We start from the raw sequence: 19,698 nt of genomic DNA, 5'->3' as shown, positions 1-19,698 counted from the left end.
AGGATGGGGCGAGTGAGCGCCGTAGTAATGGAATAACTTGTTGTTAGCTCAGGTAGTTCCAGGAACATCTAAGCCGTGGGTCGCAGGTTCGAATCCTGCAGGGCGCGCCATTTAACCTCTCAAAATTATGTTAATCCGTAAGCTTCTGCGGCGGCGACGTTGCGCCATCCGCAGTACGTGACGCTAATATGCAAATAACTAATTGCGTTTAATCTGTTTATGGTGCTCCTCAGCCTGGATCTCGTGGGAGAAAGAATGGGCATTATTCATCGATTGATGGATGACCATTGCTTTTTCATAGCCGTCCATTTCAGAAAAGGATGTCGCATTTTCCACAGTAGCCGGGGCGCTGGTTTTCTGTGTCTGAGCCATTTGCTGATGCGCGAAGGCGTCACCGTTATTCATCATCTCATGCGCCGTGGCGGATAATTGGCGAGATTCCATTTTCTCTGCGGCTTTTACGCCAGCTGAAATAAAAAAACGACAGCTAAAAGGGATGTAAACTTATTCATCTTATTTCTCCGGTGTGGGTTAATAAGAGAAATAATAAAACAGTCGTTGGGGCTGGCGCGTGACAGGATAATGACGATTATATCAGATTATTTTGCTGGCTAGTGATAGCGCCTTTCACTATCGCTACAGTTCAACGGAGGTATTTGGGTAATGTCAAAATAAAACGAGTAGCGCGCGTATCGGAGGTGACAGAAACTTTTCCCTGATGCGCAGTGACGATGGATTTTACAATTGCCAGGCCTATACCGCGGCCTTCCCCTTTACGCTGGCGGGAGGGAGTAACGTGATAAAAACGATCGAAAAGGCGCGGCAAATGTTCCGGCGCGATTGGCGTACCGGGGTTTTCAACAATAATATGTATCTGGTCGTCCGCTTCTTTTATCCGAAGAGTAATGGTTTTACCCGGCGGCGTATAGCGCATCGTATTAGAGAGTAAATTACTGATCGCTCTGCGTAGCATGATGGGATCGCCGGTGATTCAGCAGGCGCGGCCTTCAAAGCGCAAGCTCCCAACACCTTTTCGGCAGAAAAACTCGATGAGGCGCTTTACCACGGGGCGGTGCTCCGGGTGCGGCCAAAAGCCATGACGGTAGCGGTGATTATCGCCGGTCTGCTACCTGTTTTATGGGGGACCGGCGCGGGTTCTGAGGTGATGAGCCGTATTACCGCGCCGTTGCTGTCGCTGTTCATCATTCCGGCAGCCTACAAGCTGATGTGGCTGCGCAGGCATCGTCGCCTTGCGGCATAACGTGTGTCGCCCGCCTGCGGCGTCAAACTGTAGGCGGGTTCAGTATACGTTTATCGTTCGAGCGCGCTGACCCGTTTGCGGTACTCGCCTGGTGTACAACCGAATTCACGGACAAAAGCTTTGTGAAAAGAAGATTCGCTCGCATAACCTACCGACTCGGCAATCACCATCACCGGCAGCGCTTCACGCGACAGGGTCTGGGCGGCGATTTGCAGGCGCAGCGTTGTTAACACGGCTAAGGGCGTCGTAGCGGACACGTCGCGAAATAGCTGGGCGAAGCTCGCCCGCGACATGTGTACCCGTTGCGCCAGCGTTTCGACCGTCCAGGGATGCGCCGGTGTTTCCAGCATGTGAAGGATCACGCGGCCCAGCCGGGGATGCAGCAATAAATTGAGCACACTTTTCGCGGTGCCGGCCTGCGATAGCCAGTCGCGAACGGCGAGGGTAAACAGCGTGGCGCACTGCTGACTGTATAAGACGTCAGCGCCAGGTAAATGGCGTTCTGACTCCTGCTGTAACAGCAAAATGGCGGCGTTAAGCCAGATACTGGCGGGGCTATGCAGCGGCGGGGCAAGACATAACACTTCCGGCAACGCGGTAAGGAAATAACGTGACGTCGTGTGCAGACGTAGACTACCGCACACGATATGTGTCGGTGCTTCGCCAGACTGGCGCAAACGGTGGGCGGAGTTTTGCGGCAGAATCACCACCTTTCCCGGCGTAAGCGTCATGGCGTCGCCGGTAGGCATTTCCAGTTGCGCTTCGCCCTGCGTAACGGTATGCCAGCGAATCACCGATAGCTCGCCAGCGGCGTGCGGTAACTGCCAGTCGCCGCCTAACGGGCAATTCTTGTCGATTGAGCCCTGAGGGGCGTTAAGCGTCAATAGCCGACTAAGCGCATCCATATAGACTCCAGAACAGATTTATTTTCAAAAATAGGGATCACCATTTCTGTCTTTGATCACTATATTTCGGACTCAATGTCATTTCTACCCTTGTTTTTGCTAAACGCCAATTTAGACGATAAGACAAAAAATGACGCGTTGCGGATAACCCTGTCTTTTTTGACGTTATTTATACTTGTCCTGACAAACAGATGGTGATTTGGCGGAGAAAGAAGATGACACAGTATCAGGCGCTCATTATTGGTTTTGGCAAGGCAGGAAAAACGTTGGCGGCAACTCTGGCGAAGACGGGATGGCGCGTGGCGATTATCGAACAGTCCGCCAGTATGTTCGGCGGAACCTGCATCAACATTGGCTGCATTCCAACGAAAACGCTGGTTCATGACGCGGAACGTGAGGGCGATTTTTCTGTCGCCATGCAACGCAAAGCGGCGGTCGTAAATTTTTTACGCGACAAAAATTTTCATAATCTTGCCGACCTGGACAATGTCGATGTGATTGAGGGAAGGGCGGAGTTTATTGATAACCATACCTTACGGGTATTTCAGGCGGACGGCGAGCGGGTGTTACGGGGAGAAAAGATCTTCATTAATACTGGCGCAGAGTCGGTGATCCCGGCTATTACGGGCTTAACAACGACGGCAGGGGTGTTCGATAGCACCGGGCTACTCAGCCTGAGCCAGCGTCCGGCGCGGCTGGGGATTTTAGGCGGCGGTTATATTGGCCTTGAATTTGCCTCAATGTTCGCCAACTTCGGTACGAAGGTCACTATCTTTGAAGCAGCGCCGCAATTCCTGCCTCGTGAAGATCAGGATATCGCGCAGGCAATTACCCACATTTTACAGGAAAAGGGCGTCGAGCTGATTTTAAACGCCAACGTACAGGCCGTATCCTCAAAGGAGGGCGCGGTACAAGTTGAAACGCCGGAAGGCGCGCATCTTGTGGATGCCCTGCTGGTGGCGTCGGGGCGAAAACCGGCGACGGCTGGCTTACAGTTGCAGAACGCCGGCGTGGCGGTGAACGAACGCGGCGGGATCATCGTGGATGATTACCTGCGTACCACGGCGGACAATATCTGGGCGATGGGCGATGTTACCGGAGGGTTGCAGTTTACCTATATTTCACTGGATGATTTTCGTATTGTACGCGACGGGTTATTGGGAGATGGCAAACGCAGTACCCGCGATCGCCAGAACGTCCCGTATTCCGTCTTTATGACGCCGCCGCTCTCTCGTGTCGGGCTGACGGAAGAACAAGCGCGGGCAAGCGGCGCAACGGTGCAGGTGGTGACATTACCGGTGGCGGCGATCCCTCGCGCCCGTGTTATGAACGATACCCGTGGCGTACTAAAAGCGGTAGTGGACGTGAATACGCAGCGTATTGTAGGGGTGTCATTGTTATGCGTCGATTCTCATGAAATGATTAATATCGTTAAAACCGTTATGGATGCAGATTTACCTTATACGGTGTTACGCGACCAGATATTTACCCATCCTACAATGAGTGAGTCTTTAAACGATCTCTTCTCTCTCATTAAGTAAAACATAAATAATGTAGCCCTGTTAATCAGGGCTTTTTTTTGCCTGTCAGACCATAAAAATACGCCAGGACAAATATGCTGGCGTCTGAAAGAAAAGGCTTTAGTCAGGCGTAACGTATTATAACACCATTGAAATAACCCACGACTGGAAATCTCGATGTTAAAAGTTACCACACTTATTGCTTCATTATTGGCTGCGCCGCTGGCGTTTTCCGTCTCCGCCCAGCCGCTAACTGACGTTGAATATATCAGCGTTTCTGCGGTGTCAGCAACGCCGTCAATGCTTGAAGACGCTATTGCCAGACTGGCGCAAAGTAAACAGGCGTCGTCATGGAAAATTACGTCAATGCGTATTGATAATACGGGTTACGCCACTGCGATATTATATAAATAAGGAGAGCCTGAGATGGATAAATATCTTCGTCTGTTAAGTCAGGGGGATCGGCTTGGATTAACATTAATTCGCCTGAGTATCGCCATCGTTTTTATCTGGATTGGACTACTAAAATTTGTGCCCTATGAGGCAGACAGTATTACCCCGTTTGTGGCGAACAGCCCGTTTATGTCTTTTTTCTATGAACATCCTGAAGAATATCGTCAGCATCTGACGCATGAGGGCGAACTAAAACCGGAGGAACGCGCCTGGCAAACGGCCAATAATACGTATGCGTTTTCGGATGGTCTGGGCGTGGTGGAATTGATTATCGCGGTGCTGGTACTGGCTAACCCTGTCAGCCGCTGGTTAGGGCTGGCGGGCGGCGTGCTGGCATTCCTGACGCCATTTGTCACGCTGTCGTTTTTAATCACCACGCCGGAGGCCTGGGTTATGCCGCTGGGCGATGCGCATTATGGTTTCCCGTATTTATCGGGCGCTGGGCGGCTGGTATTAAAAGATACGTTAATGCTGGCAGGGGCGGTGATGATCATGGCGGACTCCGCCCGTTCGTTACTTTTACAGCGACAGTAGCGACCCTCTTACCCTCTTACCCTCTTTATGCCGCGATTCGTCGGGTGGCGCTTGCGCCATCCGACAATGTGTTGATGAATGATGGACTACCCTGACAGAAGTTCCTGTTCCACCTGTTGAACCTGCGCCTCCAGCGTATTGCGAATTTCGGTTAGCGCCCGTTCCTGCTCGGAGAAATAGGCTTCCTTATCCGCAACGGAAGAGGCGAGCCGCCAGGCGTTTTCCGTTTCCAGCTGCGTTATCTCTTTCAACAGCGCGTCGATTTGCGTGCGGAGCTGGCGTATTTTATGGCGCAGATGTTCCAGGTTATTGAGCCTGTCGCTTGCCATCATCGGTTCCAGACCGCTTTGCAGCTGCGTCAATAACGCGCGAATTGCCGCCAGATCGGCATTCTGCCGCGCCTGATTAAGTTGTACCATCATCTGGTGCGCTTTTTCTTTTAATTCATCGGCGACCACATCCGGGTGACACAGGCGGCTGGCCTGACGCCACAAACGTTTTAATTCATTGCGTTCGTCAGCCGACAAACGTTGATCGCGAGCGTAGCGGAATTGCGCTTCCTGCTGCTGCTCCCGGTACTGGTGATAGTCCTGTTCCGCATTTTCCTGCGCCTGGCGGAATGCGCTGTCGTCCTGATGGGAAAAATCCGCTTCCAGCTCGCGAATTTCCGCCAGCAACGCGGTAATTAATTCCGTCTGCTGCTGGATTCGCTGACGGATGCCCACCGCTTCGCGCGAGGCGGCATTCAATCCTGTCCACTGCTGTTTTAGCGTTGCCAGTTGATCCACGGCCTGGGAAATAAATTGCAGGCAGGATTGATAATCCTTTTCCCGGCGTTTTATTTCGGCTTCTTGCTTACGCTGCATACTCACCGCGAGCTGTTTACGCAACTCCAGAATACGGCTCATCAACGGCCCGAGACGCAGATGATAGAGGTCGTTGAAATCGTCGAGGATTTGTACCCGCGCATTTCGTTTGTCAATCAGATCGCGAAGTTGGGCTTCAAGCGCTTTCAGCTCCAGTTTACTGGCGGCAATAGAGGGATCTTGCCACGTCGAGAGCGCCCGTTGAGCCTGTAGCCAGGCGGCGATCTCTTGCATGGCGTCACTGAATCGACGAGCTTCAATCGCCTGGGCAATCGCGCTGATTACGGCATCCTGCGGCTCATTTTTCAGGTAGATGAGCTGCTGACGGATAATCTCTTCGTCCTCAAGTTCGATGGCGCTTTTGATGATCTCTAAACGTTTGATGATCTTATTCATGACGTTGATGCCTGGCGTGGCTCAAAAACGGATAACAGATACCAGGTCTGATTCACCTTTTTGAAAATACTGAAAAAATACTAAATGTATTCTGTAGGGTGTCGTACTTTTCGTCCAGAGTTATTCACATATTTTATACTCGGCGTCTGTCACCCGTAACGTTCTATATCGGCGCGCACTCTTTTCTTTTTACTCCCCGCGACATCTTTTTTTACACGATAACGTTAACGTCCGGAGTTGAGCCTTGACAAACGATTGCGCCTTGCGGCAGCGAGAGCGAAATGTTAAAAGGTGCCCCTCAATAAAAACGATACAGGGGTAGGACGTGAAAAACGCGTCAACTGCATCCGGCGCCAGCGTGTCGGATGCCGCGTCGAAGAATGAACCGACGCTTCAGCGGGGGTTGCAAAACCGCCATATTCAGCTAATTGCGCTGGGCGGTGCCATTGGCACCGGACTGTTTCTGGGCATCGGCCCGGCGATTCAAATGGCGGGGCCGGCTGTTTTGTTGGGCTATGGCGTTGCCGGGATTATCGCTTTTCTCATTATGCGCCAGTTGGGTGAAATGGTCGTGGAAGAGCCGGTTTCCGGATCGTTTGCCCACTTCGCCTGGAAATATTGGGGGCCGTTTGCGGGCTTTTTGTCGGGCTGGAACTATTGGGTCATGTTTGTGCTGGTCGGGATGGCGGAGTTGACCGCGGCGGGCATCTATATGCAGTACTGGCTGCCTGACGTACCAACATGGGTATGGGCGGCGGCGTTTTTTATTATCATTAATGCCGTGAATCTGGTGAACGTTCGTCTGTATGGCGAAACGGAATTCTGGTTCGCGCTGATTAAAGTGCTGGCGATTATCGGCATGATAGGTTTTGGTCTGTGGCTGCTGTTCTCCGGCCACGGCGGCGAACATGCCAGCATTGATAACCTCTGGCGTTATAACGGTTTCTTCGCTACCGGTTGGCATGGTTTGCTTCTGTCGCTGGCGGTGATTATGTTTTCTTTTGGCGGACTGGAGCTGATCGGCATTACTGCGGCGGAAGCGCGCGATCCGCAAAAAAGCATCCCGAAAGCGGTGAATCAGGTGGTATACCGTATTTTGCTGTTCTACATCGGTTCGCTGGTGGTGTTGCTGGCGCTCTATCCGTGGGTAGAGGTGAAATCCAATAGCAGCCCTTTTGTGATGATCTTCCATAACCTGGACAGTAATGTGGTGGCTTCGGCGCTGAATTTCGTTATTCTGGTCGCGTCGCTTTCGGTATATAACAGCGGCGTTTATTCGAATAGCCGAATGCTGTTCGGCCTGTCCGTACAAGGCAACGCGCCGAAATTTTTAACCCGCGTCAGCCATCGCGGCGTACCGGTGAACTCGCTGATACTTTCCGGAGCGATTACCTCGCTGGTGGTGCTGATCAACTATCTGTTGCCGCAAAAAGCGTTTAGCCTGTTGATGGCGCTGGTTGTCGCGACGCTATTGCTAAACTGGATAATGATCTGTCTCGCGCATTTACGTTTTCGCGCGGCGATGCGTCGTAAAGGGCGCGAGACGCAATTTAAGGCGCTGTTCTATCCCGCCGGAAACTATTTGTGCATTGCGTTTCTGGCGCTGATTCTGGTGTTAATGTGTACGATGGACGATATGCGATTGTCGGCGATTTTGCTGCCGGTATGGATTGTATTCCTGTTTATCGCGTTTACAGTTTTGCGCCGTAAGGCTCATTAACTTTTTTGCCCGATCCCATGCTCATGCGATCGGGCAATCCATTAATGCCGCAATGTCCCTGACAGAGCACGAATATCGCTGCCGGTCGGCGTCTGATGAATACGCAAGCCGAACTCTTCCACCACGGCAAAAATATGGTCGAAAATATCGGCCTGGATGCTCTCATATTCCAGCCACACGACGGTATTGGTAAAGGCGTAGATCTCTATCGGCAAACCATGATCGTCAGGCGCCAGTTGGCGTACCATCAGCGTCATGTCTTTACGGATGCGCGGATGGTGGCGTAAATATTCGTTCAGATAGGCGCGAAATGTCCCGATATTGGTCATTCGGCGGTGATTTAAGGCTGATTCCGGCGCATCCAGTTGTTTATTCCATTCATCGATTTCCTGATGACGGCTGGTAAGGTACGGCTTTAACAGTTGCGCGGTTAATAGCCGCTGTTTTTCATCATCATCCAGAAAATGGATACTGGTCGCGTCAATATTAATGCTGCGTTTAATCCGGCGTCCGCCGGACGCAGACATGCCGCTCCAGTTTTTGAACGAGTCGGAAACCAGCGACCAGGTGGGAATGGTGGTGATGGTATTATCCCAGTTGCGTACTTTTACCGTGGTTAAACCAATATCAATGACCGCGCCATCTGCGCCATATTTTGGCATCTCCAGCCAGTCGCCCAGTTTGAGCATATCGTTGGCGGAAAGCTGTATACCAGCAACCAGGCCAAGAATCGGGTCTTTAAAGACCAGCATTAATACCGCGGCCATCGCGCCAAGCCCGCTGATTAAAATTGCTGGTGACTGGCCAATCAGCAGTGAGATCATCAGAATGCCGACGATAATTGCGCCGATGAGCTTAATGCCCTGAAATATTCCTTTTAGCGGTAACTGAGAGGCGGCGGGCCATTTTTGCGATAGATTGAAAATCACGTCCAGCAGAGAAAATAACGACAGCAGGGCGTAGGTCATAATCCATAACTGCGCGCAGGTCGTCAGGATATCCGCAGCCTCACTGCCTTTTTGTAGCCAGAGCGCGGCCTGAATATTGACAATGATGCCTTGTAGCGTAAAAGCCAGACGATGGAATAATTTATTCTGGGTAATAATTTGCAGCCACAGGCGGGAACTGGCGCTGGCGCGTTTTTCGAAAGCGCGCAGTACTATCCAGTGCAAAATAATATGCACGACAACTGCTGTCAGAAAAATAATACCAAATATCACCACCAGCGACGTGGTGTGATTCATTTCAATTCCCGCTAAATCTTCTACCTGGGATATCAATTCCTGCATAATCTCTCCTTTATAAACAGCAGCCTATGATGACTGCTGAATGGCATTTATGCAAATCAGGACGCCTGCGCTTCAGGCATAATCAGCAACAGACGGGTAAAAGCGCCTCTGGGGTTATCCATACGCTATATTTTATCCAGCGCCCTGTAAACGTCGTCATTTTACGCGGTTCCCTCTTTTTGAACAGGCGCCAGTCCGTCAACAATGAATGAAAACTTTTTAACCAGAATGTTTAAAACGATTGCAATATCTCTGTCGGATAATGATTAGCACCGTCGTATCTATCAACAATAACATTAAGGAACATCGGATGACCCAAAAGCGTACCCTGCTAAAATACGGCATACTCTCGCTGGCGCTGGCCGCGCCATTATCTGCCTGTGCGTTTGACTCTCTTACGGTAATTGGCGATAGCCTTAGCGATACCGGAAATAACGGTCGCTGGACCTGGGATAGTGGTCAAAATAAGCTCTACGACGAACAGTTGGCCGAACTATATGGGCTGGCATTAAGCCCTTCCAGCAATGGCGGTTCTAATTATGCCGCCGGCGGCGCGACGGCGACCCCGGAATTAAACCCGCAGGATAATACCGCAGATCAGGTACGGCAGTGGCTTGCCAAAACGGGGGGAAAAGCCGACCACAACGGTTTGTATATTCACTGGGTCGGCGGAAACGATCTGGCGGCGGCCATCGCGCGACCTGCCATGGCACAGCAAATAGCCGGTAATAGCGCCACTAGCGCGGCGGCGCAGGTAGGGCTGTTACTGGATGCCGGCGCCGGGCTGGTCGTGGTGCCAAACGTACCGGATATTAGTGCGACGCCAATGCTTCTGGAGGCGGTAATCACCGCCGGGCTGGGCGCAGCGGCTCCCCCGGCGCTAAAAGCGGCGTTAGAGGCGCTGGCGGAGGGAGCTACGCCCGATTTCGCCAGTCGGCAACAGGCGATCCGCAAGGCGTTGCTGGCGGCGGCTGCAACGGTAAGCAGCAATCCGTTTATTCAGCAACTGCTCGTTGAGCAACTGCTGGCGGGCTATGAAGCGGCGGCAGGGCAGGCGTCAGCTCTGACCGATGATTATAATCGGATGGAAGAGAAGGGGCTGGAGCAACACGGCGGCAATATAGCCCGTGCCGATATCAACGGCCTCTTTAAGGAAATTCTTGCCCACCCGCAGGCGTTTGGTCTGACAAATACCGTAGGTATGGCCTGCCCGCCGGGCGTATCCGCTTCGGCGTGCTCCTCGGCAATGCCTGGATTTAATGCGTCGCAGGACTATCTGTTTGCCGATCATTTACATCCCGGTCCGCAGGTCCATACCATTATTGCGCAATATATCCAGTCGATCATTGCCGCGCCGGTACAGGCGACATATCTGAACCAAAGCGTTCAGTCGATGGCGCAAGGTAGTCGTACCACGCTTGACAGCCGTTATCAGCAGCTTCGCCAGGGGGAAACCCCTGTCGGTTCGCTGGGCATGTTCGGCGGATACAGCGGGGGATATCAACGTTATGATAATAATGAGGCCGACGGGAACGGTAATCATAATAATCTGACGGTTGGCGTCGATTATCAGCTTAACGAGCAGGTACTGCTGGGAGGGCTGATAGCTGGTTCTCTGGATAAGCAACATCCTGACGATAATTATCGTTATGACGCCCGTGGTTTTCAGGCCACCGTATTCAGCCATTTGCGCGCCGGTCAGGCGTGGCTGGATGGCGATTTACACTATCTGTCCGCTAAATTCAGTAACATTCAGCGCAGTATCACGCTCGGTGCGCTAAGACGGGTGGAAGAGGGCGAAACCAACGGTCGGCTGTGGGGCGCGAGGTTAACCAGTGGTTATGATTTTGTCATGATGCCGTGGTTAACGACCGGACCGATGCTGCAATATGCATGGGATTACAGCCACGTTAATGGCTATAGCGAGAAGCTCAATACCAGTACATCAATGCGTTTTGGCGACCAAAACGCCCATTCGCAGGTGGGTAGCGCTGGCTGGCGTCTGGATCTCCGCCACAGCATCATTCACTCCTGGGCGCAGATTAATTATCGCCGTCAGTTTGGCGATGATACGTATGTGGCGAATGGCGGCCTTAAATCGACCGCGCTGACGTTTAGCCGCGACGGAAAAGCGCAGGATAAAAACTGGGTTGATATCGCGATTGGCGCAGATTTTCCGCTGTCGGCAACGGTGTCCGCTTTCGCCGGGCTGGCGCAAACGGCAGGGTTAAGCGATGGCAATCAAACCCGTTATAACGTTGGGTTTAGCGCCCGATTTTGATGATACGCCAGGGAGGGCCAACTCCGTGGTGACAATATCGCCATCGTAGGCGCAAACCGGTGTCACGCCGTTTTCTCCTTCATCCAGATGGGGGGTATCCAGATATGGCAAACGGCGTGCCAGTTTTAAATATTATTTATTTTCAATAGTTTGAAAGAGAAAGTTAACACTGGCGATGTAAAACCTGGCACTTCGCGCCATTGATCATTGGGGAACCTGGCAGAAAGGTGAAAAAAGCCGGACGGGCGTCCGGCTTAGGCAGGGGATTAAACTTCCGTCAGTGTGGTTTCAAGCGGCAGACGTGATTTCGGCAGCCCGGCGTTGAAATCCTCGACGCTATGATGGCCGACCGGCACCACGACCAGACTGGTATAGCCTTTTTCTTTCAGACCAAATTCAGCGTCGAGCACCTCGGCGTCGAAACCTTCAATGGGGACGGCGTCGAGACCCATCGCGGCGACGCCCAGCAGAAAGTTGCCGACGTTCAGATAAACCTGCTTCGCCATCCACTGGTGGTCATCTTTCAGCGAGACGCGGTGCATATCGGCGAAAAAGCGGCGACCTTTATCATTTTCCGCTTTAGCTTCCGGCGTAGCGAAACGGCCATCAGCATCTTCCTGATCGACGACGCGCTCAAGCCATGCGTCATCCATTGCGGTTTTGGCGCAGAAGACCACCACATGGGAGGCGTCCAGCATTTTGCGTTCGTTGAACGTGTAGTTTCCGGCAGCGGATTTTGCTACGCGCGCTTTGCCTTCTTCCGTACTGGCGACAATAAAGTGCCACGGCTGGGAATTGGTGCTGGAGGGGCTGTACTGTAGTAGTGTTTTTATTTTATCCGCTTCTTCGGCGGTCAGTTTTTTGCTGGGATCGAACGCCTTAGTGGAGTAGCGCTGTAAGGCGACAGAAACGATATCCATAAATGCTCCTGGTTGGTTTAGTACCCTTTTGTATCAGCAGGGTACCGGGTTATCGGTAAAAAGATAAGGGAGGAAAATGCGGAAACGGTTATTGCATCAGCGCGGTCGCAGGCGCAGTTGCTCTCTTTTAGGCAGCCCGTCTACGACCAGATTCCATGAGTCATTTATCAAATCGTTGAGTAGCGAGACGGTGATATCCTCGCCCGCATAGACTGAAATCCAGTGTTTCTTATTCATGTGATAGCCTGGCGCAATGCTGGGGTAAATTTGTTGATTTACCAGGGATTTTTGGGGATCCGACTTCAGGTTTACCACTGGGCGACAGTGATGTTCAGTGAACAGCATGAATATTTTGCCGCCGACTTTAAACACATCGTACTGTGGGCCGAAAGGCCAGCAGTGTTCGGTAAAAGGCAGTTCCAGCGCAAAGCGTTTTGCACAGGCGTGCAGTGTTTGACCGTCCATTATTGCTCCTCGCGAGTCAGCGCGCGCCACATCGCTTCGAATCCCAGCGCAATATATTCGCCAGCGCGAGCGGGATCGCGCGCGGCGAAATCCATTGTTGTTTCAGCCAGCGCCAGAAAAAGGCCGTCGCCGAAGGCGCGGTACTCATCCGACATAAACACCATCAAAACGGAACGATGACATAAATCGCGCAATTCGGGGAACATATCGTCGGCCCGTTGTTCCGTCTCTTTGGTGAGCTTTTCGCTGACGGCCAGTTGACGGATCGCCCGGTGGCGCGCGGGATGGTTCAGACCCCAACTGATGTAACTGTTCCAGATAAAGCGGGTCATCGTTTTGGCATCGGTAATGGATCGATCCAGCTCCATTATCATTGACTGGCAGAGATCCTGCTTTAAATGCAAATACAACGTGTTAATCAGCTCATCTTTGGTCGCGAAATAGCGAAACAATGTTCCTTCTGCAACACCTGCGTTACGCGCAATCACCGCCGTTGAGGCGGCGATACCGGATTGCGCTATCGCCTGGGTTGCCGCTTCCAGTAATGCTTGTTTTTTGTCTTCACTCTTCGGACGAGCCACTACACGTTACCCTTATGTCTGGAAAAACATGATTGAATCATGCCCGTTGTCGCGTCGCAACGGTGAATGTCAACCTTTGAAAAGTACCTTGACGGCGTATCTTTGCTTTCTATAATGAGTGCTTACTCACTCATAATCAAGGGCTGCCGCATGAAGTGGTAGAAAAGCCTATTGCAGGCCATGCGATAAGCCATCTCACAATTTGTGTGGTTATTACTATGCTTATTGCTGTTGCCGTAAATGTGCGGTGCGGGAGCCGCTGACGAGTTTGATAGAGGGGAGAGCACGATGACCATTTCCGCTCAGGTTATCGACACGATTGTCGAGTGGATTGATGATAATTTGAATCAGCCGTTACGTATTGATGATATTGCCCGTCATGCGGGGTATTCCAAGTGGCACCTGCAGCGCCTTTTTATGCAGTACAAAGGGGAGAGTCTGGGGCGCTACGTGCGTGAACGGAAGCTAAAACTGGCGGCGCGCGACCTGCGCGACACCGACCAGAAGGTGTATGATATTTGTCTCAAGTATGGTTTTGATTCGCAGCAAACCTTTACGCGCATTTTTACCCGCACGTTCAACCTGCCGCCAGGCGCTTATCGTAAAGAAAAGCATGGTCGTACGCATTGAAATGTTTAATCGGCCAGCGAAAACCAGCGCCGCCAGATAAAGCGAATGACATAATATTCCAGCGCGCCGAGCAACAGAAACCATAAACAAAACAACAAAGTATAAAGCTGGTTGAGATCCATAAGATGAAAGATCCCGACCAGTTTTTGCGCCAGCGCAAGGCCGAGCGAAGGGGCGGGCAGCAGCAGGCTGGAGAGCAACGCCATCAGCAAAATACCGGCAGCGGTCATCAATGATTCAAGCGGGTGTTTCATGGCTTTGTTAAACGTAAGTTAAAACGCCATTGTCCGGGATATCGCCTGGTAAGGCAAATATGCTGTCTATTGTCCCGCCCAGATTTCACAATGTTTTTGTACCAGACCTATCAGCGATCCGCCGTCGGCAATAAACTCCCGCATATATTGCGCTTCGTTACCGCCTTTTTTCACCTGCAGACGTAGCGCGTCAATGGCGCTGTCGGCGCCCAGCTTGCGCGCAGAGGGGGTAACGTTGTCCAGCAGACGCAGCGTATCATCTGCCAGGCGACGGCGGTCGCCGGTATAGGCATCGGTTATCACGCCCTCCAGACCATAGCGGCAAGCCTGAAAACGGTTGAATTTATATAACAGATAGTCTTGTTCCTGCGGTTTAAAGGGACGCTCGGTCAGCAGCCAGTGCGCGGTCGCCTGAATCAACCCTGCCATATTGATGGCATGATCAAGGGTGAGCGGCGTATCCATCACCCGAACTTCTACCGTGCCAAAGGCCGGGTTGGGGCGGATATCCCAGTGCAAATCTTTGATGCTGTCGATCATCGTGGTGTAAGACAGACGGCGAAATAGTCCGGCAAACTCTTGCCAGTTACTGACCCACGGCATGGGACCGTTATCGGGAAAAGCGGAAAAAATATTCAGGCGCGCGCAGGCAAAACGGGTGTCAGATCCTTGCATATAGGGAGACGCGGCGGAGAGCGCAATAAAGTGCGGCACAAAATGCGACAGCCCGTGTAAAAGATAAATCGCATCGTCGCCATTCGCGCAGCCGACGTGGACATGCTGGCCGAAAACCGTCGCCTGTTGAATTAAGTAGCCGAAATTTTCCAGCGTGCGTTGATAGCGCTCATTATCACAGACCTCCTGACGCTGCCATTTTTGAAAAGGGTGCGTACCGCCGCCGCAAATGCCGAGATGGTGTTCCGACGCCGCCTGTAAAATAACGTGCTGCATGGCAGAAAGTTGGGCCGCCGCCTGGTCAATATCGCGGCAGACGCCCGTGGCCATCTCCAGCATACTTTCGGTGATATCGTGCTTAATTTCTCCCGCAGTAAGTTGGGGCTTAACGGCGTCGATCAGCGTAGAAGAGTCCTGACTTAAATCGTAGCCAGGTGGATTGATCACCTGCATCTCCAGCTCAATACCAAGCGTATAAGGTTCAGAAACGTGAAAATCATTCAGCGCCATAGCGATCTCATTTATCGGGGGATTGCGCTAAGTATAGAAGCGGGAGCGCTCCTGTCGTGGGGAAAGCGCGTTATTGCAGAAACAAGAGTAATAACGCTATTGCTACGTTGAAACCATTCTGTACGGACGGTACGTTCAGCCATCATGGCGGCAAAGGCTGGCAGCAGATGTAACGAGATGTGCGTGGCGGTAAGCGAGGTAACTTTTGCGCTATCGAATCCCGGGAGCGTGACGCGGTCTGAAAAGGCTTTATAAACGCTCTCTTTGGCGGAGAAAGCCAGCGTCAGGGCAAGCGGAAAAGGGAGCGAGCTCGCCTGGAGAATTTGGCGCTCATCGCTATCAATAATGGACGGCGCCAGCTCTGTCGCCGTGTGTTGACTCATGATTTTTTCTATATCAATGCCGATACGCTGTTGGGATATGACGGCCAGCGCCGTTGTCGCACAGTGGCTGATGCTGCCAAATAGGCCGTCCGGCCATAGCGGCTGTCGCTTGTCGCCCATACCGGGCACTGTCCTGACGCCCACCTCGCGTAGCGCATGAACGGCGGCAATGCGGCCTGCCAGATGTTCAGCTTTACGCTTGCGTCCGGCAGACCGGAGCCGATCGTGATGAGGTAGCCATAGCAGGTCGTGTTCGCGAAAGCTGCTCGCATCAAAGTCGACGATATGCAGCCTGTGTCCGGCAAAGGGAAGGGGAAAATGAGATGTCAGCATCGTTTTTGCCAATTCCCTCCCCGAATGAGGGAGGGAAGGTTGCCATCAGAAATGGGTATTAATGCTCATATACCACGTACGTCCTGGTTCGTTATAGGTGTACGCGCCAGCGCCCGCCATATAAGCGCCAGTTTGAGTATCCCTGACGGTTTGCGCGTTACCTTCACGCCACAGACGTTTGTCAAAGAGGTTATCCACGCCACCGGTCAGGCTGACATTTTTGGTCACGTCCCAGGTCGCGCTCAGGCCAACAATACTGTATGGGCTGACCGCTTGCTTATCTGTTCCGGTAACGGGGTTACCCTGATAATCATATTTCTTCGGCTCTTGTTTGCCGTACCAGGTGAAGGTTGATTGCAGAGAAACGTCCTGACGTACCTGCCAGCTCAGGGTTGAGTTAAGCGTGTACTGTGGAATAATCGACAGGCGTTCGCCGGTCTCTTTGTTTTTACTCTGCAGCATATACGTAACGTTATTCGTCCAGTTGACGGTGTCGCTAACCGGTACGTTTAACGTGCCTTCCAGACCTTCAACGACCGCTTTCGGCACGTTCTCCCACTGATAAACATCCGTTTTGCCGTTGTTGATACGCTGCAACGGCACCGTACCCGCTTCAATCTTATTGCGGTAATCATTGCGGAACCAGGTGATGCCGGCCAGCCAGCCATCGCGTTTAAATTCCAGACCGATCTCTTTATTGATGCTGGTTTCGGCTTTCAGATCATCGTTACCCATCATATAGCAGCCGATGCCGGTACCCGCGCCAGTCGCGTAGCAACCCTGACCTTTACTGTACAAAATATAGTTTGGGTTAGTCTGGTACAGACTCGGGGCTTTATAAGCGCGGGCGATCCCCATTTTCAGAGTAAAGTCATCCCCCAGACCTTGCGACAGGTTCAGCGACGGGCTCCAGTTATCCCCCACAATACTGTGATGATCGAAACGTAGCCCCGGCGTCAGCATAGTGCTGTCGGTCAGTTCCATGTTGTTTTCAGCAAACAGAGAGAAAATTTCCGCTTTTGAATAGGGGCTACGATTGGTACTGCTGTAACCCGGGATATTTCCCCCCATAAAGGTTTGCGAGTTGGAGAGCTCGTCTTTCATACGCTGTTGGGCCCATTCGGTACCCAGCGTCAGGTTTTGATTTACCAGCAGATCGAAAGGAAGGCTCACTTCGCTGTGTAGGGTGACGTCATTCAAATCGGCATCGGCATATTTTTGCGATGCTTTGGGATCGAAAATTCCTTCGGTGCCGCCTGCCAGGCCTTCCGGCATCCGGGAGTTACGGGTATGTTCGTATTGCACCCAGTTACTGGTGGTTACGCCATTATTCCAGCCGCCGTTCCAGGTCAGAGAGTAGTTCTGCCGATAGAGGCGGTTTGTCTCTTTTCCGTAATTATCTTTCACCAGTTGGTTCGTATTGGTGTTCTGAGTATCGCCGGCATAGAGGTTGCCCTGGCGACTGTAACCGGCCTCCAGCTCCAGAGACTGAAGCGGAGCAAAATCCCAACGAACCACGCCGTTGATATCTTTGTTAATGACCCCCTCGCGTCCGGCTGGTAACGTGTCGGCGTAACTCCCGGTACGTTCAGACTGATGCCCCTGGTTAATATTACGCGCATCCGCCTGCGTTTTGTCGAGGTTGCCATACAGACGGAAGCTGAAATCCCCGCCCAGCGGGCCGTTCAGGCTAAAGTTAGTGCGTTTGGTCGCGCCTTCGTCTTTATGTTCCGGCGCGTTGAAATAGGTATTCCAGGAGCCGTGCCACTCGCTACCGCCTTTTTTGGTAATGATATTGACCACGCCACCCGCCGCGCCGTTACCGTAGCGTGCAGCGGCAGGGCCACGCAGCACTTCAATGCGTTCGATCATCTCCGGCGGCACCCACGCGGTATCGCCACGGGTATCGCGTTCGCCGCGCCAGCCCAGGCGCACCGAGTTACGGCTGGTGACGGGTTTACCGTCTATCAGGATAAGGGTGTTTTCCGGCCCCATGCCGCGAATATCGATTTGGCGGTTATTCCCGCGCTGACCGCTGGTGGAGTTGCCGGTCAGGTTCACGCCCGGCATGGTGCGGATGATTTCTGACACGTCGCGCGCGGGCGGATTTTTGCGGATCTCATCGGCGGTGATGGTGGATACGCCTGGCGCCTGTAGGTTTTGCTGGGCAGCGGTCACCACGATGGTGTCTTCATTGGTGAGCGCAGCGCTATCGGTTTTGTCTTCCGCCATCACGGGCAGAGCGGCCCCGTAAATCCCTAAATTGACCAGTAAGGTCAGGGAATGAATCTTCTTGTTCATTGTATATCCTGCTTTTCTTTAGCCACATAAGCCAAAGCGCCCGTCAAAGGCATTGGCCGGGTGGTGAAATTGTGTTCGCGCGTCCCATAGCGCGACAATACGCTATTGCAAATGCAAATAGTTATCAATAATATTATCAATATATTTCACCTTTTATATACAAAATTCATAATAAACACAGGGTTATAATGAAAGAGGCGCTGGCAACGGGAAGTAAGGCCTGGTGGAGGACGAAAACCGGGCCGGAATGGATACGGGAAAAAGACGGAAATTATCGGGTCACTTTTTGGTGGCGCGACCCGCAGGGAAACGAAACACACTCCCCGATACGGCGTGTCTGGGTCTACATCACTGGCGTAACCGATCATCATCAAAACGCGCAGCCTCAGACGATGGCGCGTATTGCCGGAACGGATGTCTGGCGCTGGAGTACGGCGCTTAGCGCTAACTGGCGCGGCAGCTACTGTTTTATTCCTACCGAACGCGATGACGTTTTTGCCGCTTTTGCGCCGGGCGAAACGCCCGATCGGAACGCACTGCGTGAAGGCTGGCGACAGCTATTACCGCAGGCGATTGCCGACCCGCTTAATTCGCAAAGCTGGCGGGGAGGACGTGGTCATGCGGTTTCAGCGCTGGAAATGCCGGATGCGCCCCTTCAGCCGGGATGGGATCGTCCTGAAACGCCGTACTCGCCGCCTTTGATGATGCAGTGGCATAGCGCACGTCTGGGTAACTCCCGCCGCGTATGGATATTGACGACCGGAGACGAGGCGCCGGAGGAAAGACCGTTGGCTATTCTGCTGGACGGTCAATTCTGGGCGGAAAATATGCCCGTCTGGCCCGCGCTTGCCTCGCTGACTCATCAACGCCTGCTTCCCGGTGCCGTCTATCTGCTGATTGACGCGATTGATACTCACCACCGCAGCCAGGAGTTGACCTGCAATGCCGACTTCTGGCTGGCAGTGCAGCAGGAACTGTTGCCGCAAGTCAGAGCCGTGACGCCTTTTAGCGATGATGCCGGGCGAACGGTGGTCGCCGGACAGAGCTTTGGCGGCCTGTCGGCGCTGTATGCCGGCCTGAACTGGCCGACGCGTTTTGGCTGTGTACTAAGCCAGTCAGGATCGTTCTGGTGGCCTCATCGCATCACCCCGCCGGAGGGGGAAGTCATTACCCGGCTGAAAACCGGCGCATTATGTGCGCGCGGACTGCGTATCGTACTGGAAGCCGGCGTGCGTGAGCCGATCGTGTTTCAGGCGAATCAGGCGCTTTATGCCCAACTGAATACTTCGCAGCAGTCCATTTTCTGGCGTCAGGTTGACGGCGGACACGATGCGCTTTGCTGGCGCGGCGGGCTAACGCAAGGGCTGATGCTGCTTTGGCAGCCGCTTATCGACACGCTTTAACCGGGCACATGTCCATGA

18 protein-coding genes and 2 pseudogenes are annotated in these 19,698 nt (G+C 52.7%); 8 read left to right on the top strand and 12 right to left on the bottom strand.

Translation table 11 applies throughout. From position 1 onward, the window contains the following. Positions 1–198: 198 nt before the first annotated feature. Together J1G48_RS16290 and J1G48_RS16285 are read right to left on the bottom strand one after the other, a co-directional pair. Positions 199–408: a copper-binding protein gene (locus tag J1G48_RS16290; protein WP_108745541.1), complete on the bottom strand. Its 210-nt coding sequence runs from the start codon at positions 406–408 to the stop codon at positions 199–201. Positions 409–643: 235 nt separating this feature from the next. Next, a pseudogene (locus J1G48_RS16285) lies at positions 644–1,018 on the bottom strand (ATP-binding protein); the annotation flags it as partial. A 9-nt stretch (positions 1,019–1,027) separates the two neighbouring features. Here J1G48_RS16285 and J1G48_RS16280 point away from each other — a divergent pair. Beyond that, positions 1,028–1,261, top strand: a pseudogene (locus J1G48_RS16280) (efflux RND transporter permease subunit); the annotation flags it as partial. Positions 1,262–1,311: 50 nt separating this feature from the next. Here the strand turns inward: J1G48_RS16280 and rclR are convergent. Then, positions 1,312–2,166 carry a reactive chlorine-specific transcriptional regulator RclR gene (gene rclR / locus J1G48_RS16275; RefSeq protein ID WP_000339616.1) on the bottom strand — a complete coding sequence of 285 codons (855 nt, stop codon included), beginning with the start codon at positions 2,164–2,166 and terminating at the stop codon, positions 1,312–1,314. 215 nt (positions 2,167–2,381) lie between these two features. Between rclR and rclA the strand changes: the two genes are divergently transcribed. From rclA to rclC, 3 genes are all read left to right on the top strand, one after another. Beyond that, positions 2,382–3,707, top strand: coding sequence for a reactive chlorine resistance oxidoreductase RclA (gene rclA, locus J1G48_RS16270; protein WP_000195925.1), 1,326 nt, complete (start codon positions 2,382–2,384; stop codon positions 3,705–3,707). A gap of 156 nt (positions 3,708–3,863) precedes the next feature. After that, complete coding sequence (gene rclB / locus J1G48_RS16265; RefSeq protein WP_000922173.1) at positions 3,864–4,100, top strand: reactive chlorine resistance periplasmic protein RclB; 237 nt, start codon at positions 3,864–3,866, stop codon at positions 4,098–4,100. Between the two features lie 12 nt (positions 4,101–4,112). After that, the gene (gene rclC, locus J1G48_RS16260) at positions 4,113–4,673 is read left to right on the top strand and encodes a reactive chlorine resistance membrane protein RclC (RefSeq protein ID WP_000362181.1); all 561 of its coding nucleotides are present in this window, start codon (positions 4,113–4,115) and stop codon (positions 4,671–4,673) included. Between the two features lie 86 nt (positions 4,674–4,759). On the opposite strand, the gene J1G48_RS16255 is transcribed toward rclC, so the two are convergent. Then, positions 4,760–5,935, bottom strand: coding sequence for a DnaJ family molecular chaperone (locus tag J1G48_RS16255; RefSeq protein WP_001033453.1), 1,176 nt, complete (start codon positions 5,933–5,935; stop codon positions 4,760–4,762). 325 nt (positions 5,936–6,260) lie between these two features. Here J1G48_RS16255 and pheP point away from each other — a divergent pair, with 325 nt between their 5' ends. Continuing rightward, positions 6,261–7,655 (top strand): phenylalanine transporter, encoded by a 1,395-nt coding sequence (gene pheP / locus J1G48_RS16250; protein ID WP_000786288.1) that lies wholly within the window; start codon positions 6,261–6,263, stop codon positions 7,653–7,655. 41 nt (positions 7,656–7,696) lie between these two features. Here the strand turns inward: pheP and J1G48_RS16245 are convergent, their stop codons facing one another. Beyond that, positions 7,697–8,944: a mechanosensitive ion channel family protein gene (locus J1G48_RS16245; protein WP_001156971.1), complete on the bottom strand. Its 1,248-nt coding sequence runs from the start codon at positions 8,942–8,944 to the stop codon at positions 7,697–7,699. A gap of 310 nt (positions 8,945–9,254) precedes the next feature. On the opposite strand from J1G48_RS16245, the gene J1G48_RS16240 reads away from it, so the two are divergent. Beyond that, complete coding sequence (locus J1G48_RS16240) at positions 9,255–11,225, top strand: autotransporter domain-containing protein (protein ID WP_000192416.1); 1,971 nt, start codon at positions 9,255–9,257, stop codon at positions 11,223–11,225. A gap of 266 nt (positions 11,226–11,491) precedes the next feature. Here J1G48_RS16240 and nfsB read toward each other — a convergent pair whose 3' ends face one another. The 3 genes from nfsB to J1G48_RS16225 all read right to left on the bottom strand — a co-directional run bounded on the left by nfsB (position 11,492) and on the right by J1G48_RS16225 (position 13,191). Beyond that, positions 11,492–12,145 carry an oxygen-insensitive NAD(P)H nitroreductase gene (gene nfsB, locus J1G48_RS16235; RefSeq protein ID WP_000355881.1) on the bottom strand — a complete coding sequence of 218 codons (654 nt, stop codon included), beginning with the start codon at positions 12,143–12,145 and terminating at the stop codon, positions 11,492–11,494. 96 nt (positions 12,146–12,241) lie between these two features. Then, on the bottom strand, positions 12,242–12,610 hold the full coding sequence (locus J1G48_RS16230) for an MmcQ/YjbR family DNA-binding protein (protein ID WP_000348989.1): 369 nt from the start codon (positions 12,608–12,610) through the stop codon (positions 12,242–12,244). After that, positions 12,610–13,191 (bottom strand): TetR/AcrR family transcriptional regulator, encoded by a 582-nt coding sequence (locus J1G48_RS16225; RefSeq protein WP_000113613.1) that lies wholly within the window; start codon positions 13,189–13,191, stop codon positions 12,610–12,612. The genes J1G48_RS16230 and J1G48_RS16225 overlap by 1 nt, the downstream gene beginning before the upstream one ends. A 288-nt stretch (positions 13,192–13,479) precedes the next feature. On the opposite strand from J1G48_RS16225, the gene J1G48_RS16220 reads away from it, so the two are divergent. Further along, entirely contained in the window at positions 13,480–13,821 is a 342-nt protein-coding gene (locus J1G48_RS16220; protein WP_000155633.1) for a RamA family antibiotic efflux transcriptional regulator, read from the top strand. A gap of 5 nt (positions 13,822–13,826) precedes the next feature. Here the strand turns inward: J1G48_RS16220 and J1G48_RS16215 are convergent, their stop codons facing one another. The 4 genes from J1G48_RS16215 to J1G48_RS16200 all read right to left on the bottom strand — a co-directional run bounded on the left by J1G48_RS16215 (position 13,827) and on the right by J1G48_RS16200 (position 18,277). After that, positions 13,827–14,075: a DUF1158 family protein gene (locus J1G48_RS16215; protein ID WP_000682497.1), complete on the bottom strand. Its 249-nt coding sequence runs from the start codon at positions 14,073–14,075 to the stop codon at positions 13,827–13,829. 66 nt (positions 14,076–14,141) lie between these two features. After that, complete coding sequence (locus tag J1G48_RS16210) at positions 14,142–15,260, bottom strand: YbdK family carboxylate-amine ligase (protein WP_001196907.1); 1,119 nt, start codon at positions 15,258–15,260, stop codon at positions 14,142–14,144. 11 nt (positions 15,261–15,271) lie between these two features. Continuing rightward, the gene (entD, locus tag J1G48_RS16205; protein WP_000958063.1) at positions 15,272–15,976 is read right to left on the bottom strand and encodes an enterobactin synthase subunit EntD; all 705 of its coding nucleotides are present in this window, start codon (positions 15,974–15,976) and stop codon (positions 15,272–15,274) included. 45 nt (positions 15,977–16,021) lie between these two features. Beyond that, positions 16,022–18,277 carry a TonB-dependent siderophore receptor gene (locus J1G48_RS16200; protein ID WP_001034952.1) on the bottom strand — a complete coding sequence of 752 codons (2,256 nt, stop codon included), beginning with the start codon at positions 18,275–18,277 and terminating at the stop codon, positions 16,022–16,024. Between the two features lie 188 nt (positions 18,278–18,465). Here J1G48_RS16200 and fes point away from each other — a divergent pair, with 188 nt between their 5' ends. Continuing rightward, positions 18,466–19,680, top strand: coding sequence for an enterochelin esterase (gene fes, locus J1G48_RS16195; protein WP_000656608.1), 1,215 nt, complete (start codon positions 18,466–18,468; stop codon positions 19,678–19,680). The last annotated feature ends 18 nt before the right edge of the window (positions 19,681–19,698 follow it).

The organism is Salmonella sp. SAL-020 (assembly GCF_017372215.1).
Classification (GTDB): domain Bacteria; phylum Pseudomonadota; class Gammaproteobacteria; order Enterobacterales; family Enterobacteriaceae; genus Salmonella; species Salmonella enterica.
Note: the sequence above shows the minus strand (reverse complement) of the source record. Positions and strands in the feature narration are given on the sequence as shown.

Coding starts and splice junctions, on each gene's coding strand:
- fes (WP_000656608.1), top strand. CDS start 18,466: ATGAAAGAGGCGCTGGCAACGGGAAGTAAGGCCTGGTGGAGGACGAAA.
- entD (WP_000958063.1), bottom strand. CDS start 15,976: ATGCTGACATCTCATTTTCCCCTTCCCTTTGCCGGACACAGGCTGCAT.
- J1G48_RS16220 (WP_000155633.1), top strand. CDS start 13,480: ATGACCATTTCCGCTCAGGTTATCGACACGATTGTCGAGTGGATTGAT.
- J1G48_RS16210 (WP_001196907.1), bottom strand. CDS start 15,260: ATGGCGCTGAATGATTTTCACGTTTCTGAACCTTATACGCTTGGTATT.
- J1G48_RS16255 (WP_001033453.1), bottom strand. CDS start 5,935: ATGAATAAGATCATCAAACGTTTAGAGATCATCAAAAGCGCCATCGAA.
- J1G48_RS16245 (WP_001156971.1), bottom strand. CDS start 8,944: ATGCAGGAATTGATATCCCAGGTAGAAGATTTAGCGGGAATTGAAATG.
- J1G48_RS16215 (WP_000682497.1), bottom strand. CDS start 14,075: ATGAAACACCCGCTTGAATCATTGATGACCGCTGCCGGTATTTTGCTG.
- rclR (WP_000339616.1), bottom strand. CDS start 2,166: ATGGATGCGCTTAGTCGGCTATTGACGCTTAACGCCCCTCAGGGCTCA.
- rclA (WP_000195925.1), top strand. CDS start 2,382: ATGACACAGTATCAGGCGCTCATTATTGGTTTTGGCAAGGCAGGAAAA.
- J1G48_RS16230 (WP_000348989.1), bottom strand. CDS start 12,610: ATGGACGGTCAAACACTGCACGCCTGTGCAAAACGCTTTGCGCTGGAA.
- nfsB (WP_000355881.1), bottom strand. CDS start 12,145: ATGGATATCGTTTCTGTCGCCTTACAGCGCTACTCCACTAAGGCGTTC.
- J1G48_RS16240 (WP_000192416.1), top strand. CDS start 9,255: ATGACCCAAAAGCGTACCCTGCTAAAATACGGCATACTCTCGCTGGCG.
- J1G48_RS16290 (WP_108745541.1), bottom strand. CDS start 408: ATGATGAATAACGGTGACGCCTTCGCGCATCAGCAAATGGCTCAGACA.
- J1G48_RS16200 (WP_001034952.1), bottom strand. CDS start 18,277: ATGAACAAGAAGATTCATTCCCTGACCTTACTGGTCAATTTAGGGATT.
- rclC (WP_000362181.1), top strand. CDS start 4,113: ATGGATAAATATCTTCGTCTGTTAAGTCAGGGGGATCGGCTTGGATTA.
- rclB (WP_000922173.1), top strand. CDS start 3,864: ATGTTAAAAGTTACCACACTTATTGCTTCATTATTGGCTGCGCCGCTG.